This window comes from Pseudorhodobacter sp. W20_MBD10_FR17 (assembly GCF_052119765.1).
Classification (GTDB): Bacteria; Pseudomonadota; Alphaproteobacteria; order Rhodobacterales; family Rhodobacteraceae; genus Pseudorhodobacter.
In genome coordinates this window covers 1-16,296 of sequence record NZ_JBGQOQ010000002.1, presented here as the reverse complement: position 1 = coordinate 16,296, position 16,296 = coordinate 1, and the positions used below count along the sequence as shown (strand labels likewise).

The 16,296-nt window shown below is 58.3% G+C and carries 16 protein-coding genes and 1 tRNA gene; 14 read left to right on the top strand and 3 right to left on the bottom strand.

Translation table 11 applies throughout. The annotated features are described in order from the left end of the window. From nirB to hisH, 7 genes are all read left to right on the top strand, one after another. Positions 1 to 2,436 (top strand): nitrite reductase large subunit NirB, encoded by a 2,436-nt coding sequence (gene nirB / locus ACEN2J_RS01575; RefSeq protein ID WP_442102721.1) that lies wholly within the window; start codon positions 1 to 3, stop codon positions 2,434 to 2,436. Continuing rightward, on the top strand, positions 2,433 to 2,768 hold the full coding sequence (gene nirD, locus ACEN2J_RS01570; protein WP_442102719.1) for a nitrite reductase small subunit NirD: 336 nt from the start codon (positions 2,433 to 2,435) through the stop codon (positions 2,766 to 2,768). Before nirB ends, nirD begins: the two co-directional genes overlap by 4 nt. Next, a complete protein-coding gene (locus ACEN2J_RS01565; RefSeq protein WP_442102717.1) occupies positions 2,765 to 5,359 on the top strand; it encodes a nitrate reductase in 2,595 nt (864 codons plus the stop codon). The genes nirD and ACEN2J_RS01565 overlap by 4 nt, the downstream gene beginning before the upstream one ends. Positions 5,360 to 5,619: 260 nt before the next feature. Continuing rightward, a complete protein-coding gene (locus ACEN2J_RS01560; protein WP_442102715.1) occupies positions 5,620 to 6,507 on the top strand; it encodes a metal ABC transporter permease in 888 nt (295 codons plus the stop codon). Then, positions 6,507 to 7,415, top strand: coding sequence for a metal ABC transporter permease (locus ACEN2J_RS01555; protein WP_442102713.1), 909 nt, complete (start codon positions 6,507 to 6,509; stop codon positions 7,413 to 7,415). Before ACEN2J_RS01560 ends, ACEN2J_RS01555 begins: the two co-directional genes overlap by 1 nt. A gap of 63 nt (positions 7,416 to 7,478) precedes the next feature. Further along, on the top strand, positions 7,479 to 8,066 hold the full coding sequence (hisB, locus tag ACEN2J_RS01550) for an imidazoleglycerol-phosphate dehydratase HisB (RefSeq protein ID WP_442102712.1): 588 nt from the start codon (positions 7,479 to 7,481) through the stop codon (positions 8,064 to 8,066). After that, positions 8,067 to 8,714, top strand: a complete 648-nt coding sequence (hisH, locus tag ACEN2J_RS01545) for an imidazole glycerol phosphate synthase subunit HisH (protein WP_442102710.1) — start codon at positions 8,067 to 8,069, stop codon at positions 8,712 to 8,714. Positions 8,715 to 8,725: 11 nt separating this feature from the next. On the opposite strand, the gene ACEN2J_RS01540 is transcribed toward hisH, so the two are convergent. Then, positions 8,726 to 9,640 carry a DMT family transporter gene (locus tag ACEN2J_RS01540; RefSeq protein WP_442102708.1) on the bottom strand — a complete coding sequence of 305 codons (915 nt, stop codon included), beginning with the start codon at positions 9,638 to 9,640 and terminating at the stop codon, positions 8,726 to 8,728. Between the two features lie 353 nt (positions 9,641 to 9,993). On the opposite strand from ACEN2J_RS01540, the gene hisA reads away from it, so the two are divergent. From hisA to ACEN2J_RS01525, 3 genes are all read left to right on the top strand, one after another. After that, a complete protein-coding gene (hisA, locus tag ACEN2J_RS01535; protein WP_442102706.1) occupies positions 9,994 to 10,713 on the top strand; it encodes a 1-(5-phosphoribosyl)-5-[(5-phosphoribosylamino)methylideneamino]imidazole-4-carboxamide isomerase in 720 nt (239 codons plus the stop codon). A 92-nt stretch (positions 10,714 to 10,805) separates the two neighbouring features. Then, the gene (gene hisF, locus ACEN2J_RS01530) at positions 10,806 to 11,567 is read left to right on the top strand and encodes an imidazole glycerol phosphate synthase subunit HisF (protein ID WP_442102704.1); all 762 of its coding nucleotides are present in this window, start codon (positions 10,806 to 10,808) and stop codon (positions 11,565 to 11,567) included. Further along, the gene (locus ACEN2J_RS01525; RefSeq protein ID WP_442102702.1) at positions 11,564 to 11,875 is read left to right on the top strand and encodes a phosphoribosyl-ATP diphosphatase; all 312 of its coding nucleotides are present in this window, start codon (positions 11,564 to 11,566) and stop codon (positions 11,873 to 11,875) included. Before hisF ends, ACEN2J_RS01525 begins: the two co-directional genes overlap by 4 nt. Before the next feature lie 12 nt (positions 11,876 to 11,887). Here the strand turns inward: ACEN2J_RS01525 and ACEN2J_RS01520 are convergent, their stop codons facing one another. Together ACEN2J_RS01520 and rlmB are read right to left on the bottom strand one after the other, a co-directional pair. Then, positions 11,888 to 12,325 carry a CoA-binding protein gene (locus ACEN2J_RS01520; protein WP_442102701.1) on the bottom strand — a complete coding sequence of 146 codons (438 nt, stop codon included), beginning with the start codon at positions 12,323 to 12,325 and terminating at the stop codon, positions 11,888 to 11,890. Between the two features lie 172 nt (positions 12,326 to 12,497). Beyond that, on the bottom strand, positions 12,498 to 13,283 hold the full coding sequence (gene rlmB, locus ACEN2J_RS01515) for a 23S rRNA (guanosine(2251)-2'-O)-methyltransferase RlmB (protein ID WP_442102699.1): 786 nt from the start codon (positions 13,281 to 13,283) through the stop codon (positions 12,498 to 12,500). 175 nt (positions 13,284 to 13,458) lie between these two features. On the opposite strand from rlmB, the gene ACEN2J_RS01510 reads away from it, so the two are divergent. The 4 genes from ACEN2J_RS01510 (at position 13,459) to ACEN2J_RS01495 (ending at position 15,939) form a co-directional block, all read left to right on the top strand. Continuing rightward, a tRNA-Tyr gene (locus ACEN2J_RS01510) sits at positions 13,459 to 13,542 on the top strand. A gap of 76 nt (positions 13,543 to 13,618) precedes the next feature. After that, a complete protein-coding gene (locus tag ACEN2J_RS01505; protein WP_442102697.1) occupies positions 13,619 to 14,515 on the top strand; it encodes a DUF6538 domain-containing protein in 897 nt (298 codons plus the stop codon). A gap of 107 nt (positions 14,516 to 14,622) precedes the next feature. After that, a complete protein-coding gene (locus tag ACEN2J_RS01500; protein ID WP_442102696.1) occupies positions 14,623 to 15,312 on the top strand; it encodes a tyrosine-type recombinase/integrase in 690 nt (229 codons plus the stop codon). 135 nt (positions 15,313 to 15,447) lie between these two features. After that, entirely contained in the window at positions 15,448 to 15,939 is a 492-nt protein-coding gene (locus tag ACEN2J_RS01495) for a hypothetical protein (protein WP_442102694.1), read from the top strand. Positions 15,940 to 16,296 lie beyond the last annotated feature (357 nt).

Here is a 16,296-nt window from a genome sequence, read left to right as displayed (position 1 = left end):
ATGACACAAAAACTCATTATCATTGGCGCAGGTATGGCCACGGGCCGCGCGCTTGAACTGCTGCTCGAGCAGGATGCTGCGGCCTATGACGTGACCCTGTTTAACGCAGAGCCCCGCGGCAACTATAACCGCATCATGCTGTCGCCGGTTTTGGCCGGTGACAAAACTTACGCCGAAATCGTCACCCATGATGACGCTTGGTATGCTGACAACGGCGTGACCTGCCGTTTTGGCGAGCGCATTGCCAGCATTGATGCCGAGGCCAAAACGGTCACGGCTGAAAACGGCGATGTTCTGCCCTATGACAAGCTGTTGTTCGGCACAGGCTCGAACCCGTTTATCATCCCTATGTCCGGCCATGATCTGGACGGCGTGATCGCCTACCGCGATTTGGAAGACACCGAGCTGATGATGTCGATGGGGCCTGACAACAAGGTTGTTGTCATCGGCGGCGGGCTTTTGGGCCTAGAGGCGGCGGCAGGCATGGCGGCGCGTGGCGTTGATGTGACCGTGGTGCATATCATGGGCCATTTGATGGAGCGTCAGCTGGATGAGGCAGCGGGCTATCTGCTACGCAAGGCATTGGTGGAAAAAGGCATTACCGTGCGCTGCCAAGCCAATTCCAAAGAGATTTTGGGCGAAAACGGCAAGGTCCGCGCGCTTTTGCTCGCCGATGGCACCGAGCTGCCGTGTGATTTGCTGGTGATGGCCGTGGGCATTCGCCCGAACGTGGCTTTGGCCAAGGAAACCGGGCTTGCGGTTGGCAAAGGCATCCATGTTGATGACCAAATGGTCACCTCAAATGCCGATATCTTGGCGATTGGCGAATGCGTCGAACATAATGGCGCGATTTTCGGCCTTGTTGCGCCGCTCTATGATCAGGCCAAGGTGGCAGCACTTACCTTGTTGGGTCAGCCTGCGACCTTTGTCTCCAAAGAGATTTCGACCAAGCTGAAAGTGACAGGGTGTGATTTGTTCAGTGCCGGTGATTTTGCCGATGGTGAAGGGCGTGAGGATATCGTGTTCCGCGATCCTGGCCGTGGTGTGTACCGTCGGCTGGTTATTCAGGCCGACCGCGTCATCGGCGCGGTGATGTATGGTGATACGGCCGATAGCAATTGGTTCTTTGGCCTGATCCGCGACAAAACCGATATTTCGGATATGCGCGATACCCTGATCTTTGGCCCCGCCTATCAGGGAGGGACCCCCCTGGACCCGTTAGCGGCCGTTGCAGCCTTACCGCGTGATGCGGAAATCTGTGGCTGCAACGGCATTTGCAAAGGGACTATTGTCGATGCGATCAACGCCGGTGCGACCGATTTGGGCGCTGTGCGGGCGGTGACCAAGGCCTCAGGCTCGTGCGGGACCTGCACAGGTTTGGTCGAGCAGGTCTTGGCCGTGACATTGGGCGATGCGTTCGTGCTGCCCACCAGTCAGCCGATGTGCAAATGTACCGACATGACGCATGAAGACGTGCGCCGCATGATCAAAAGCCAAGAGCTGAAATCCATGCCCGCCGTTTGGCAGGCGTGTAACTGGAACACGCCAGATGGCTGCCCCAGCTGCCGCCCCGCGCTGAACTTTTACCTGCTGGCCGATTGGCCGTTGGAATACGCTGATGACCCGCAAAGCCGGTTTATCAACGAGCGCAAGCACGCCAACATTCAAAAAGACGGCACGTTCAGCGTGGTGCCGCGCATGTGGGGCGGGATTACGACCCCCAATGAATTGCGTGCGATTGCCGATGCTGCCGACAAATACATGGTGCCGACGGTTAAGGTAACAGGCGGCCAACGTATCGATTTGCTGGGCGTAAAGGGTGAGGATTTGCCCGCAATCTGGGCCGATCTGAACGCGGCTGGCATGGTGTCGGGCCACGCTTATTCCAAAGGCTTGCGCACGGTGAAAACCTGCGTTGGCACCGATCATTGCCGCTTTGGCACCCAAGACAGCACCGGCCTTGGTATCAAGCTGGAAAAAACGCTTTGGGGGTCGTGGACGCCTCATAAGCTGAAACTGGGGGTGTCGGGCTGCCCGCGCAACTGTGCCGAGGCGACGTGCAAAGATATCGGCATCGTCTGCGTCGACAGTGGCTATCAGATCAGCATCGGCGGGGCGGCGGGCATGGATGTGCGCGAAACCGAGTTGATGATTCAAGTTTCGACCGAGGAAGAGGCGATTGCCGCGATCAAAGCTGTGACGCAGCTTTACCGCGAAAATGCCAAATATCTGGACCGGATTTATAAGTGGATGGCCAAGGTCGGCCTTGACTGGATCACCGAACAGGTCAGCAACCTTGAAACCCGCGCCGCATTGGTCGACCGGTTTGAGCTGTCGCAATCCATCTATCGCAAAGACCCGTGGGCCGATCACATCGCCAAAAAGGCAGAAAGTTATCAACCCTTGGCAGACCTGACTTTGGAGGCCGCAGAATGAGTGACTGGATCGATATCGCCGCCCTTGATGACATCGCCCTGCGCGGGGCGCGTGTGGTGAAAACCCCGCTGGGCTGTGTGGCCGTGTTTCGCACCGCCACGGATGAGGTGTTCGCGATTGACGACACCTGCCCGCATAAAAAGGGCCCGCTGTCCGAGGGCATCGTGCATGGCAATTCGGTGACGTGCCCGCTGCACAACTGGGTCATCAGTTTGGAAACGGGCATGGTGCAAGGCCTAGATACAGGCTCGGTTGCAACCTTTCCAACGCGGGTCGAGGGCGGACGGATTTTGTTGGACGCCACAACCTTGCGGGCGCGGGCGGCAGCATGACGATAAAGACCACTTGCCCCTATTGCGGTGTCGGTTGCGGTGTTCTTGCCGCTGCGGATGGTACGATAAAAGGCGACCCCGATCACCCCGCCAATTTCGGGCGGTTGTGTTCCAAAGGGTCGGCCTTGGGCGAAACCATTGATCTTGAGGGGCGGCTTTTGACCCCTCAGATCAACGGGCAGGTGGCCGAATGGGATACGGCGCTTGATCTGGTGGCAAGCCGTTTTGCGGCCGCCATCCGCGATCATGGCCCCGATAGCGTGGCGTTTTATGTCTCGGGGCAATTGTTGACCGAGGATTACTATGTCGCCAACAAGCTGATGAAAGGCTACATGGGTTCGGCCAATATTGACACGAATTCTAGGCTTTGTATGGCGTCCAGCGTGGCGGGTCATAAACGCGCCTTTGGTACAGATACCGTTCCGGGTACCTATGAGGATTTGGAACAGGCCGATTTGGTCGTGCTTGTGGGGTCCAACCTTGCGTGGTGTCATCCTGTGCTGTTCCAGCGCATTGTTGCCGCGAAATCGGCACGGCCAAACATGCGCGTGGTCAATATCGACCCGCGCAAAACCGCCACCAGCGGGCTGGCCGATCTGCATTTATCCGTGGCGCCGGATGGGGACATCGCCTTGTTCAACGGGCTGTTGTGCCACCTTGCCGATACGGGGGCTGTCGACGGTGCCTATGTCGCAGAGCATGTGAACGGGTTTGGCGCGGCCCTAACCGCTGCCCGCGCCAGTAACCCCAAAACGACCGGCCTTAGCGATGCCGAGCTTGCTGCGTTTTACCAGCTTTGGGCAGGCACGCAAAAGGTGGTCACGGTTTACTCGCAAGGGGTCAATCAGTCGGCCTGCGGCACCGATAAGGTCAACGCGATTATCAACTGCCACCTTGCCACCGGTCGCATCGGGCAGGCGGGAATGGGGCCTTTCTCAGTCACCGGCCAACCCAACGCGATGGGCGGGCGTGAGGTGGGCGGGCTTGCGAATATGCTGGCCAACCATTTGGATATTGAGAATGCCGCCCACCGTGAGGCTGTGCAAAATTTCTGGAACAGCCCTACGATCTGTACAAAACCGGGCCTGAAAGCGGTTGATCTGTTTGACGCCTGCGCCAGCGGCCAGATCAAGGCGCTGTGGATCATGTCGACCAATCCGGCCGTTAGCCTGCCGGATGCCAACCGTGTGGCGGCGGCGATTGCGGCGGTGCCGTTTACCGTGGTGTCCGATATCATGGCGCGCACAGATACAGGTGATTTGGCCGATGTGTTGCTGCCTGCCACCGGATGGGGTGAAAAATCGGGCACAGTCACCAACTCGGAACGGATGATTTCGCGCCAGCGGCCGTTCTTGCCCGCGCCCGGCGCCGCGCGCCCTGATTGGCAAATTCTGGCCCAAGTGGCGGCACGCATGGGGTGGGCCGATGCCTTTGACTATACTGGTCCAGATCAGATTTTCCGCGAATATGCGGGCTTGAGTGAAACCGCGATCACCTTTGCGCGTGACCTCGATCTGACCGGCCTTGCCGATATAAATGCGGCTGCCTATGACGACTTGGCCCCCGTGCAATGGCCCGTGTCGAAGCTAGGTCCTACTGGCGGGCGCTTCTTTGCCAAAGGCCGGTTTTACCACCCTGACGGTCGTGCGCGGATGTTGCCCATTGCCGCGCCTGAAATAACGCAGGGTCTGCGTCTCAATACGGGCCGCGTGCGTGACCAATGGCACACCATGACCCGCACGGGAAAATCCCCACGTTTGGGCGCGCATCTGGCCGAGCCTTTTGTCGAAATTCACCCCGAGGATGCCCGAATCCACGGCATTGCGCCTGCCACGCTGGTGGCAGTGTCCAGCCCCCAAGGCCACAGCATTTTCCGCGCATTGATAACCGACCGTGTACAAAAGGGCCAAGTATTTGCCCCTATGCATTGGACCCGGCAAAACAGCGCACACAGCGGGGCCAACAGCTTGGTCGCGGCTGTGGTTGACCCCGTGTCAGGCCAACCCGCCTTGAAGGGCAGTATGGTCGCGATGCAGCCGTTTGCCGCCGCATGGTATGGTTTTGTGGCCAGCCAAACCCAGATCACGCCCGCAGCAGATTATTGCGCTGTTGCGCGCAGCAACACGGGCTGGACGGCCGAACTGGCTGGCATGGAAACGCCGAACGATTGGGCCGGTTTTCTGGCAGAGCTGACAGGGCAGCGCGGCGGCGAGGTCAGTTCCTACCTTGATGCAAAAACCGGACAAACTCGCATCGCAATGACGCAGGATGGGGCGATTACAGCGTTGCTTTTTGTCGGGGCTGCGCCGGTCGCATTGCAGCGCCGCAACGCCACCCAGATTATAGGGCAGTCGCAACCGGCCCTTGCTGCATTGGCTGGGCGCCCAGCCGGGAATACCCCCGATGAAGGCGCGATTTTGTGCTCGTGCTTCTCGATTGGCGTTAATGCGATTCAGCGAGCGATTGCTGACGGTGCGAATAGCCTTGCCGAAATCGGCGCGCGCACCTGTGCTGGCACCAACTGCGGATCTTGCCGGCCCGAGATTACGGCCCTTTTGACGGTGCAAAAACCGGCATTAGCCGCCGAGTGATCTTGCCGAGTGATCTTGATGGGTGCAATCTAGGTCATGCTGCGCCAGTCATAGACCAGCACAGTTGGGCTAGGCCCCAATCGGTTGCCTTGCGTTGCCGTTCCCCATCGGTAATAGTGGCTGTGCCTGAATGAGCGTATAATGCGGCATGACTGCGTATGCTGTCGTGTTGAAAAATACCTTTATTGCAAGCGTTTGATGTTTTTGCATTTACCGCCATGGCGTGGAAATTTAAGAATAGATGATGGGCAAGGAGTGGGATGATACAGGCGCTTTTGCTGCAATCTGGGTATAATGCCACCTTGGTGACGCTTGGCGCGATGGCGCTGGGTATGGCGATGGGGGCTGTGGGCGCGTTTTTGTTTTTGCGCCGCAGGTCGCTTGTGCCCGACGCCATGGCGCATGCTACATTGCCGGGGGTTGGGATTGCATTTTTGGTGATGGTTGCCTTTGGCGGCGAGGGGCGGTTTTTGCCGGGGCTTTTGCTGGGGGCTGGACTGTCGGCGCTGCTGGGGCTTTGGGTGTTGCAAGGCCTCGTGCGCGGCACGCGTTTGCCCGAGGATGCGGCGATTGGCATTGTGCTGTCTACCTTTTACGGCGCGGGGATTGTGCTGCTGACCTATATACAAGGCTTGGGGGCAGGGCGGCAGGCGGGGCTGGAGGGGTTTTTGCTAGGCTCGACCGCGGGGATGCTGCGTGAGGATGTGCTGCTGATTGCAGGCGGCGGTGCGCTGGTGCTGCTGGCGCTGATGGCGTTGCGGCGGCTGTTGGTGATGGTGGCGTTTGATCCTGGCTATGCGCAGGTCATGGGGGTACGGCCTGCGTGGGTGGATGCGGCCTTGATGATATTGGTTCTGGCTGTGGTGTTGTTGGGCATCCGCGTGGTGGGGGCAATACTGGTCGTGGCTTTGCTGATCACACCTGCGGTGGCGGCGCGGATGTGGACTGACCGTGTTGGCGTGATGGCAGTGATTGCGGCAGGGATTGGTGGCGCTGCGGGCTATGGCGGTGCTGTGCTGTCTGCGGCTTTGCCGGGGGTGCCTACGGGGCCGATGATTGTGATGCTGGCCTTTGCGGGGTTTGTGGGGTCGGCCATCTTGGCACCACGACGCGGGTTGATTGGCCGATTGCGGTTGGGGGTGGCGTGATGGGCGAAGAGTTCTTGATCCTGTCCTTTGCGCCCTTGCTGATCGGGGTGTTGGCGGCGGTTGCCTGTGCCTTGCCCGGTAACTTTATGCTGCTGCGCAAGCAGGCGATGATGGGCGATATGATGGCGCATTCGGTCTTGCCCGGTTTGATTGCCGCATTTTTGCTAACAGGCCAAGTGTCGGGCTGGGTGATGTTTGCGGGTGCGGGGGCTGCTGCACTGCTGGCGGCTGTGCTGGTTGAGGCGGTGACCAAACTGGCGCGCGTTGATCCGGGGGCCGCCATGGGCATGAGCTTTACCACTATGTTTGCCGCTGGCGTTTTGTTGTTGGAACTGACGGGTGCCTCGGGCGTGCATCTGGATGTGGAACACGCGCTGTATGGCAATTTGGAAAGCCTGATCTGGCTGGACGCGCAAGGCTGGCCGTCTGTGCTGGACCCTGTGGCGCTGGCCGGATTGCCGCCCGAACTGCCGCAGTTGGCGCTGGTGGTGGCGGTGCTGTCATTGCTGCTGTGGGTGTTTTGGCGGGTGCTGGTGATGGCGTCCTTTGATGCGGGGCATGCAAAGGTTTTGGGGCTGCCGGTGGGGCTGATCTCACTGGGCTTGGTGGCGGCGACAGCGATGGCGGCGGTTGCGGCCTTTACCGCTGTTGGCTCTATCCTGACCATCGCCATGCTGATTTGCCCACCTGCAACCGCGCGGCTGCTGACCAACCGGTTGGGCGTGCAGGTGTGGCTTAGCCTTATCATTGCCGCTGCTTCGGCGGTGCTGGGCTATCTGCTGGCCGGGCAGGGGCCTGTTTGGCTGGGGCTGCCGGGGGCGGTTTCGGCTGCGGGGATGATCGCGGTGACCTCGGGCATCATGCTGGCGCTGGCCGCGCTGTTCGGCCCGCATCGCAAAGCGGGCTAACCCCTTTCCAACCCGTCCTGTGCCGCCTATAACCCACGCAGAGCCACAAAACCGGAGCCCGCCATGCGCAAGGCCAGCCTTACCCGCAATACCAATGAAACCAAAATCTTTGTCGCGATCAATCTGGATGGCACCGGCCAATCCGCGATTGAAACCGGCGTAGGTTTCTTTGACCATATGGTGGACCAGCTGGCGCGCCACTCGTTGATTGATATCGAGGTCAAAGCCTCGGGCGATTTGCACATTGATGATCACCACACGGTCGAGGATGTCGGGATCGCGCTAGGCCAAGCCCTTGCGCAGGCTTTGGGCGATAAGCGGGGCATCCGCCGCTATGGCAACTTTCACCTTGCAATGGATGACGCGCAAATCCGCTGCGCGCTTGATCTGTCGGCGCGGCCCTTTCTGGTGTGGAACATGCCATTCCCCACTGCCAAAATCGGCACATTTGATACCGAGCTGGTGCGCGAGTTTTTCCAAGCGCTTGCCACGCATGGCGGCATCACGCTGCATGTTGATATGATCCACGGCTTTAACAGCCACCACATCGCCGAGGCCGCGTTCAAAGCGGTGGCCCGTGCCCTGCGCGAGGCGGTCGAGCCCGACCCCCGCCGCGCCGATGCTATTCCATCGACCAAAGGTAGCCTCTGAATGCTGACAGTTCTGGTGGATTACGACTCTGGCAACCTGCACTCGGCCGAAAAGGCGTTTCAGCGCATGGCGGTAGAGGTCGGGGCAGGCGAGGTTCTTGTATCGTCAAAGCCCGAAGATGTGGCCCGCGCCGACCGTATCGTTTTGCCGGGTGATGGTGCCTTTCCGGCCTGCCGCCGCGCATTGGGCAGCTATGGCGGGCTGTTTGAGGCGATTGAAGACGGCGTGACCCGCCGCGCTGTGCCGTTCCTTGGCATTTGCGTGGGGATGCAGATGATGGCCACTTGGGGGCGTGAATATTCCGATACCCAAGGCTTTGACTGGATCGGCGGCGAGGTCGTGCATATTACCCCTGCCGATACAACACTAAAAGTGCCGCATATGGGCTGGAATGATTTGGTTATTGACCCGCAAGGTGTGGGGCATCCTGTGCTTGATGGGTTGAAAACCGGCGATCACGCCTATTTCGTTCACTCCTACCATTTCCGCGTGGATCATCCTGCCGAACGGCTGGCGCATGTGGATTATGCCGGTGATATCACGGCAATCATCGGGCGTGACAATATGGTCGGCATGCAGTTCCACCCCGAAAAAAGCCAAGCCAACGGGCTGCGGATGATCGGTAATTTCCTGCGTTGGGCACCCTAAACGGGCCCGAATTAAGTAGGTCGGAATTTTCGGGCCAACCGCCCGTCGATCACCGCCAACCCCAGCGCAATCAGCGCCATGCCCACCAAGTGCCGCAGCGCGAGGCTTTCGCCCAGCACCAGCACCGCCAAGGCAATTGCGCTAACGGGGATGAGAAACGTGACCAGCGCAAGGTTAACCGCCCCCGCGCTGGCCAACAGCCGGAAATACAGCAAATAGGCCAGCGCGGTTGATAGCAAGGCGAGGCCCAAAATCGCGACCATCGGCACCATGCCGGGCAAGGCCAGTTGCCAAGGCCGGTCCACCACCAAAACCATCGGCAGCATGATCACGCTAGAGGATGCCAACATGCCAAAAGCTGTGGCCAGTGGCGGCACACCCATTGCCTTAAACTTACGGCCCCAGACGGATGCAAAAGCATAACACACGGCCGCCCCCAAACAGGCCGCTTGCGCCAGCACAGTCGCACTGCCACCCAGCAGCGCCGCCCCGCCCATCATGACCACAACGCCGCCAAACCCCAAGATCAACCCCAAGAGCTTGGTGCCATTCAGCCGCTCATCCGACGTGGCGACATGCGCCACCAGCAGGGTGAACAGCGGTGTTGTCGCATTCAAAATCGCCGCCAGCGCGCTGCCAATCTCACCCTGTGCCAGCACAAAAAAGCTGAACGGCAAAGCGTTGTTTAAGCAGCCCATAACCAGCAAGGCCCGCCACACGGGCCAGCCTTTGGGAAAACCAAGCCCGCGCACAATCAGCACCAACCCCAGTGCCAAAGCCGCCAGCGACACCCGCAAAAACACAATCGTAAACGCAGGCAAATGCCCCACCGCAAGCTGCACAAAGAAAAAAGACCCGCCCCAAAGAAGGGACAGGGCCGCCAATAGCGACCAATCCGCGCCGCTCATCTTCAGATTTTGTGGCATGGGCATGGCTCCTGCACTGTGATCCGCCTTGTCTATCCCCAAACCGGCCCCACGGGCGACCCGAATCCTGCGCCTATTTCATGCGGTTCAAGTTTGTTTTTCGCAAATAATCCACCAGAATTCGGAAACGCTTAATGTATGCCGACATATACGCGTCTTTATCATGGAACGTCTGCGCAATCGTGCCGCAAATATTAGGGCCGCAGCCTGCGCCATGCCTGCCGTCAAAACCAATGTAATGAAAGGCAAGCCCGATCAAATGTGATGTGGGGGCGAACGGGCGCGTCCCAGATATTGGCATTTCCCCGCGCCTGTGCCAAAGACAGGGCAAGCAAATAACTTCGGAGACCGCCATGATCCTTTACCCCGCAATCGACCTGAAAGACGGGCAATGCGTGCGCTTGCTGCGCGGCGAGATGGACGCGGCCACTGTCTTCGGCGATGACCCTGCAGCCCAAGCACTGGCCTTTGAGGATGCCGGCTGCGAATGGGTGCATCTTGTCGATCTGAATGGGGCCTTCGCAGGCCAACCGGTCAATGGTGCTGCGGTCGAGGTGATCTTAAAACGTGTCAAAGTACCATGCCAGTTGGGCGGCGGTATCCGCGATATGGCCACAATAGAGGGCTGGCTGGACAAAGGCCTCGCCCGCGTGATCCTCGGCACCGTGGCTGTCGAAAACCCCGCGCTGGTACGTGAGGCCGCCCGCGCATTCCCCGGCAAAGTTGCCGTTGGCATTGATGCCCGCAATGGCCGCGTCGCCACCAAAGGCTGGGCCAATGAAACCGATGTGATGGTCACCGACCTCGCCCGCAGCTTTGAGGATGCAGGTGTGGCCGCGATCATCTACACCGACATCGACCGTGACGGCGCAATGCAAGGCCCCAATATCAAAGCAACCGAAGCCTTGGCCCGCGCGGTATCCATCCCCGTCATCGCATCTGGCGGCGTCTCTTCCATGGCCGATCTGACCGCTTTACGCGATACAAATGTGATAGCAGGTGCAATTTCGGGCCGCGCCCTTTATGATGGCGCAATAGACCTTTCCACAGCGTTAAAAGCTCTAAAACACTAACCTCTTTCTGTTCGGCCCAAATATCCTGGGGGGAATTGGCCCCAAGGCCAAGGGGGGCAACGCCCCCGCCACCTGACCTTAAGGCGAAACCCATGCTGAAAACCCGAATTATCCCCTGCCTAGATGTCGCCGATGGCCGCGTGGTCAAAGGTGTAAATTTTGTCGGCCTACGTGATGCCGGCGATCCAGTAGAGGCCGCGCGCGCCTATGACGCCGCTGGCGCGGATGAGCTGTGTTTCCTAGACATCCACGCCACGCATGAAAACCGTGGCACGATGTTTGATCTCGTCACCCGCACTGCCGAGCAATGCTTTATGCCGCTGACAGTGGGCGGCGGCGTGCGCACACATGAGGATGTGCGCGCCCTTTTGCTGGCCGGCGCGGATAAGGTCAGCTTTAACTCTGCCGCCGTTGCCAACCCCGATGTCGTGGCCGAGGCCGCCGACCGTTTCGGCTCGCAATGTATTGTCGTGGCGATTGATGCCAAAACCGTCTCGCCGGGCAAATGGGAAATCTTTACCCATGGCGGGCGCAAAGCCACCGGCATTGATGCGGTTGAATTTGCCCGCACTGTCGCGGCCAAAGGCGCGGGTGAGATTCTGCTGACTTCGATGGACCGTGATGGCACGCGCGCAGGCTTTAACCTGCCGCTGACCCGCGCGATATCGGATGCGGTGTCGGTGCCGGTCATCGCCTCGGGCGGCGTGGGCAATCTGGATCACCTTGTCGAAGGGGTTACCCTTGGCGGGGCTTCGGCTGTGCTGGCCGCGTCGATTTTCCACTTTGGCGATTATACGATTGAACAGGCCAAGGCCCATATGGCCGCCGCCGGCATCCCGATGAGGCTGACATGACCGCACTGCACCGCCTGTCTGAAACCATCGCTGCCCGCAAAGGCGCTGACCCTGAATCTAGCTGGACCGCAAAACTGCTGGCCAAAGGCCCCGAAAAATGCGCTGAGAAATTTGGCGAAGAGGCGATCGAGGCGATTATCGAGGCCGTCAAAGGCGACCGCTCCAAGCTGACATCCGAGGCGGCAGATGTGCTCTATCACCTATTGGTCATGCTCGCCGCCCGTGATGTCACGCTGGATGATGTGCAAGCCGAACTGGCACGTCGCGAAGGCACCTCGGGTATCGCGGAAAAGGCCGCGAGGGTGTAGCGGGGGCGGGGCCTAAAGCCCCAACCGCGCGTACTCAATCTTTGGGCAGCGATTTTGTACCCATGCTACATCTTGCGCCTCCGCCAGCGCGGCCCCTGCGGCGCTTTCCACCCCAAGCTGCAACCAGATCACCCGCAAATTCGGCAAATCGGCGAGCGCCTGCTGGACAATCGGCAAAACCGCGTCCGAGTTGCGAAACACATCCACCAAATCCACGCCCAGATCGCGCGGGATATCCTTGAGGGTGGCATAAACCGTCTCGCCCAGCAGGCTTTGCCCCGCAAGCCCGGGGTTCACCGGAATCACGCGTTTTCCGCGCGCTTGCAAAAACTTCATCACCCCAAAGCTCGGGCGTGATGGGTTGGATGAGGCCCCAACCAGCGCAATTACCTCGGTCTCTTGTAGAATTTGGCGTATCTCGGTGTCAGTGGAGGTGTCGGTGGCAGTCATAAAGTCTCCGTATTCATAAAAAAGCGCCCGTGCCTATAAGGCCGGGCGCAAGTGTGGAACGAGGGACAGTAAAGGGACAACGGGGGTTCCGATCCCGACGCCATACATAAGATATGGGAATCTTATGCGCCGATTGAAACCCCGCTCTCGCAACTGTGATATCCCCGTCAAATTACCCCCGTGTCGCCGCCGCATAAAGAGCGATCGCCGCAGCATTCGACACGTTCAACGAGCCAAATCCACCCGCCGCCGGAATACGCGCCAGTATATCGCAGGTCTCACGCGTTTTTTCACGCAGGCCCGGCCCCTCGGCCCCCAGAACCAGTGCTACCGGACGGCTGCCCGCCTCAACCAGCGCATCCGATAGGTCGGTCTCGGTCTCACCCGCAAGGCCGATCAAGACGTAGCCCATAGCGCGCAATTCCTCCATCGCGTCCGACAGGTTGCCCACGCGCAAATAGGGCTGGCGTTCCAGCGCGCCGCTGGCGGTTTTGGCCAAAGCACCGGTTTCGGGCGCGGAATGGCGATGCGGCGCAATGACCGCACGCGCACCAAACACCTCGGCCGACCGAAGCACCGCGCCAACGTTATGCGGGTCTGTCACACGGTCAAGCAGCACCACCAAAGCCGCACCCTTGCCGGAGATCGCGACCTCATCCAGCTTGCCCCAGTTCAGTGGCTTTGCCTGCAGCGCCGCGCCCTGATGCACCGAGCCTTCATCAATTGGCACGTCAAATTTGCGCGGATCGACGATCTCGGCCTCCATCCCGCTGGCCTCAATCGCTTCGCCCAGCTTATCGGCGGCATTTTTAGTCAGGACCAGCCGCAGCTTTTCACGAGCTGGATTCATCAACGCGTCGCGCACGGCATGCAGACCAAACAGCCAAACCGTTTCATTCGCTGCCTGCCGTTTGGCACGTTCTTTGTCGATAACCCAGCTGGGTTTTTGGTTCGTCATATTTTTTGCCCCTAAGCGGCTGCCGCTACGCGATTGAATAGCGCCAAGAATGGGCATTGACGGGCAGGGGTGCAAGGGCAAAACCGAATTCATTGACTAAAGCAGCTTTTGGTTCAAAAATTCGTCGCTTTGCGCTTGACGCCCCCCATGCCCCGCATTATTCACCCCGATAAGTGGGCGATAGGCCGCAAGGTGTGGCAGGGGACTGTAACTCCCTCGAGGCGACTCACGCCTGGTTCGATTCCAGGATCGCCCACCATAAGTCCCATGTTGTTGAAAAACATACGGGTTTCTGCTAGTCAGGAACCCGTATGGGACCAAATTCGGTACCCAGCATGACTCAACCAAAGATTCCGCACCTGCTACTCGAGCGTGGCAGATACTATTATCAGCGCAAGGTTCCCCTCGATTTTCATGATGTAATCGGCAAGAAGAAATGGCGTGAGGCCTTAGGGCCAGATCACCTCCCGGCTGTTGATCGTGTCCGAGCTTTGACCAAGGAACATGACGCACTTCTTGCCCGTCTTGAAAATCCCGACGAACGGCGTGACCATAGAGCAATTTCACGGCGGGCGCGCGAAGCTCAACGGGAAGTTGAGGGCCGCGCAGCAGACTTGGGTTATCGTAGATGGCTATCAGAGCGCGACTTGCATGACCCTGCTTTTTTTGATGAGGACGAGAAGTCGGTTGCACTTGTTGCAGAAATGCGGGCACGCCCATGGAAGAGTGCTACAAGTTTAGTCTCTGCACTTGAGGCCGAGCGTAGAGTCGAAGCAGATATGCCGATGCTGCGAGCACTGACGGATCATTTTGGTGCGGGGGAGGGTGCCGAGGGGCAGGCTGTGCTGCCTCCTTTACCGGCTTACCACGGTGCCATTGCCGCAGCGCCGGACCGTGTCAAAGCAGCGATCAAGTTTTTACCACGAATTCCGGCGGCAATGGATGATGACAAATTTCATGATCGCCTAGTTGAAATATTCAACGCTCATTTCGGTCCATCGGTCCATCGGTCGAGCTTCCCGCTGATCCCGAGGATCGTGACGAATTCGATTTCGCCAAGCAAAAATTGGAACGGAAAATTGCACGGGTTGCGCGAAACCCAGACACTATCACCAAGGTGGCCAAGCGCTACTACAGGTTCGCCCAAATTCGGAAGCGGACCGAAGACAAGTATCGGCGTTCCATCAATCGCCTTACAGCAGATGTCGGTGACCTTCCGATCCAGCACTTGACCCCCGCCTTGTTGCGCACATATCGGGATAAACTGACTCTCAGAGGTAGTCTTCCTGCTACGATACGTACTGATTTTACGCCCATCATTGGATTGTTGGGATATGCCGTGGATGAGGGGCTGCTGGACCTTTCGCCAATGGCTGGGGTGAAGCTACCAAAAGAAAAACGTGCTATCGAAGAAATGAAATGGCTTCCCTTTGATCCAAAGGAAATGGTGCGAATATTTGAAGCTGTTGATGACGTATGGGGTAAGCCGACACAGGGTATAAGTGATGAGCGCCGTCAGGCTCTGCAGATGGTTATTAGGGTGTTGTCCTACACATCTATGCGCCCCGCCGAGGTAATGGCACTGCGCCCAGACCAAGTAGATGATCGCTGCATACGCGTTGAGGGCGGCAAGACTAAATCAGCATGGCGTGTTATCCCTCTGCATCCTCGTATTTCGGATTTTCCTGCTTGGGTAAAAGCAGGCGGTTTAGCTGTTTTTGTCAATGGTGAGACGGGCGCTGTTCAGTCTGACCCAGTGACCCCCATTCGGCACAACTTCACACGCCTGATACGTAACAAGATGGTTAGTCCGATAGACCACCCTAGAAAGGCCCTGTATAGCTTACGCAGCACCTTTCAGAACGCTCTACGCCGAGCGGGAGCGCCTGATGCAGTACGTCGCGCTATATTGGGGCATGTTGAGAGTGGTGCGATCCGACATTACAACGATGGGCCTGAATTCGAAGAGCTGCGTAAGTGGATTGAAAGGGCTGATCCAACAGCGGATTACGACCCGTCCAACATGTGATATTTTATATATTGACATTTTAACTGAATCGTGGGTCTTTTTGCTTTCCGATCGTTTTTCTGCTATACAGGATGACAAGGGGCAGATGTGAATTCTGCCCCGCGATCTCCTATTATAGCCGAAAGGAGGCAGCTTTTGAAGGACCTCTACACCATCCCAATGCCCGAAATTCGCCGCACGCTGGGTGTAAGCACCCGTTCAACAAACGTATGGCTCACAGCCCACGCAGATGGGCAGCTTGGGCGCGTTCAGCGCCGCCAGTGCCACTACTTTCGCCTGACAGACATGGTCACTCGCCTGCGTCGCCCCGGCGCACGTTTTCGTGGCCTTACGCTGGAAAATGGACTTGATGACATTGTCGCCCTCGACGCCGCAGCGCTGCCGGTAGTGAATGCTGACGTCCCGTTGGGCACCGAAGCTCTTGAACGTGCGATTTCATTTTGCTCAGTCCTGAATAGCGATGAAATCGACCGCCTCACACTGGTTAGGTCAAAGCTCACATTTGCACTGGTGTATGCGCTGTGGCATCGCGCGGTATTCACCGATCTTGAACTTCTGCGCGATCTCATCGTCCTGCACCCCATGATCGCGCGCTTCAACCAATCTCCCCATTACTGGGGCAAATAAGGATTGGGATGTCTAGCGTCCGAATTTTCTCAACATTATCAGGGATAGCTGTCAATGATTGAAGTCGGCGCTCTGGGAAATTTGAAGCCAAAATCGGCGAAGGCGGACTTTAGCAGCATGAACGATAGTCATCGTAAAAATCTGTAAGCAGACGGCCCTAACCGCCCTTTCTGAAGGGCGGCGATTCCGGCCGATGCTGTTGAAAAACTCTTTGCTTGATCGGAGCACAGGCATCTGATTCTATTGGATTATGGAGATCTGGAGGGTTTGCGATGCTTGGAACGCAGGAAGTTCATGCCCGACTATTCTACGAGTTTGATCTCGAGACGCACATCCCTGCCGATCATCTTTTGCGTG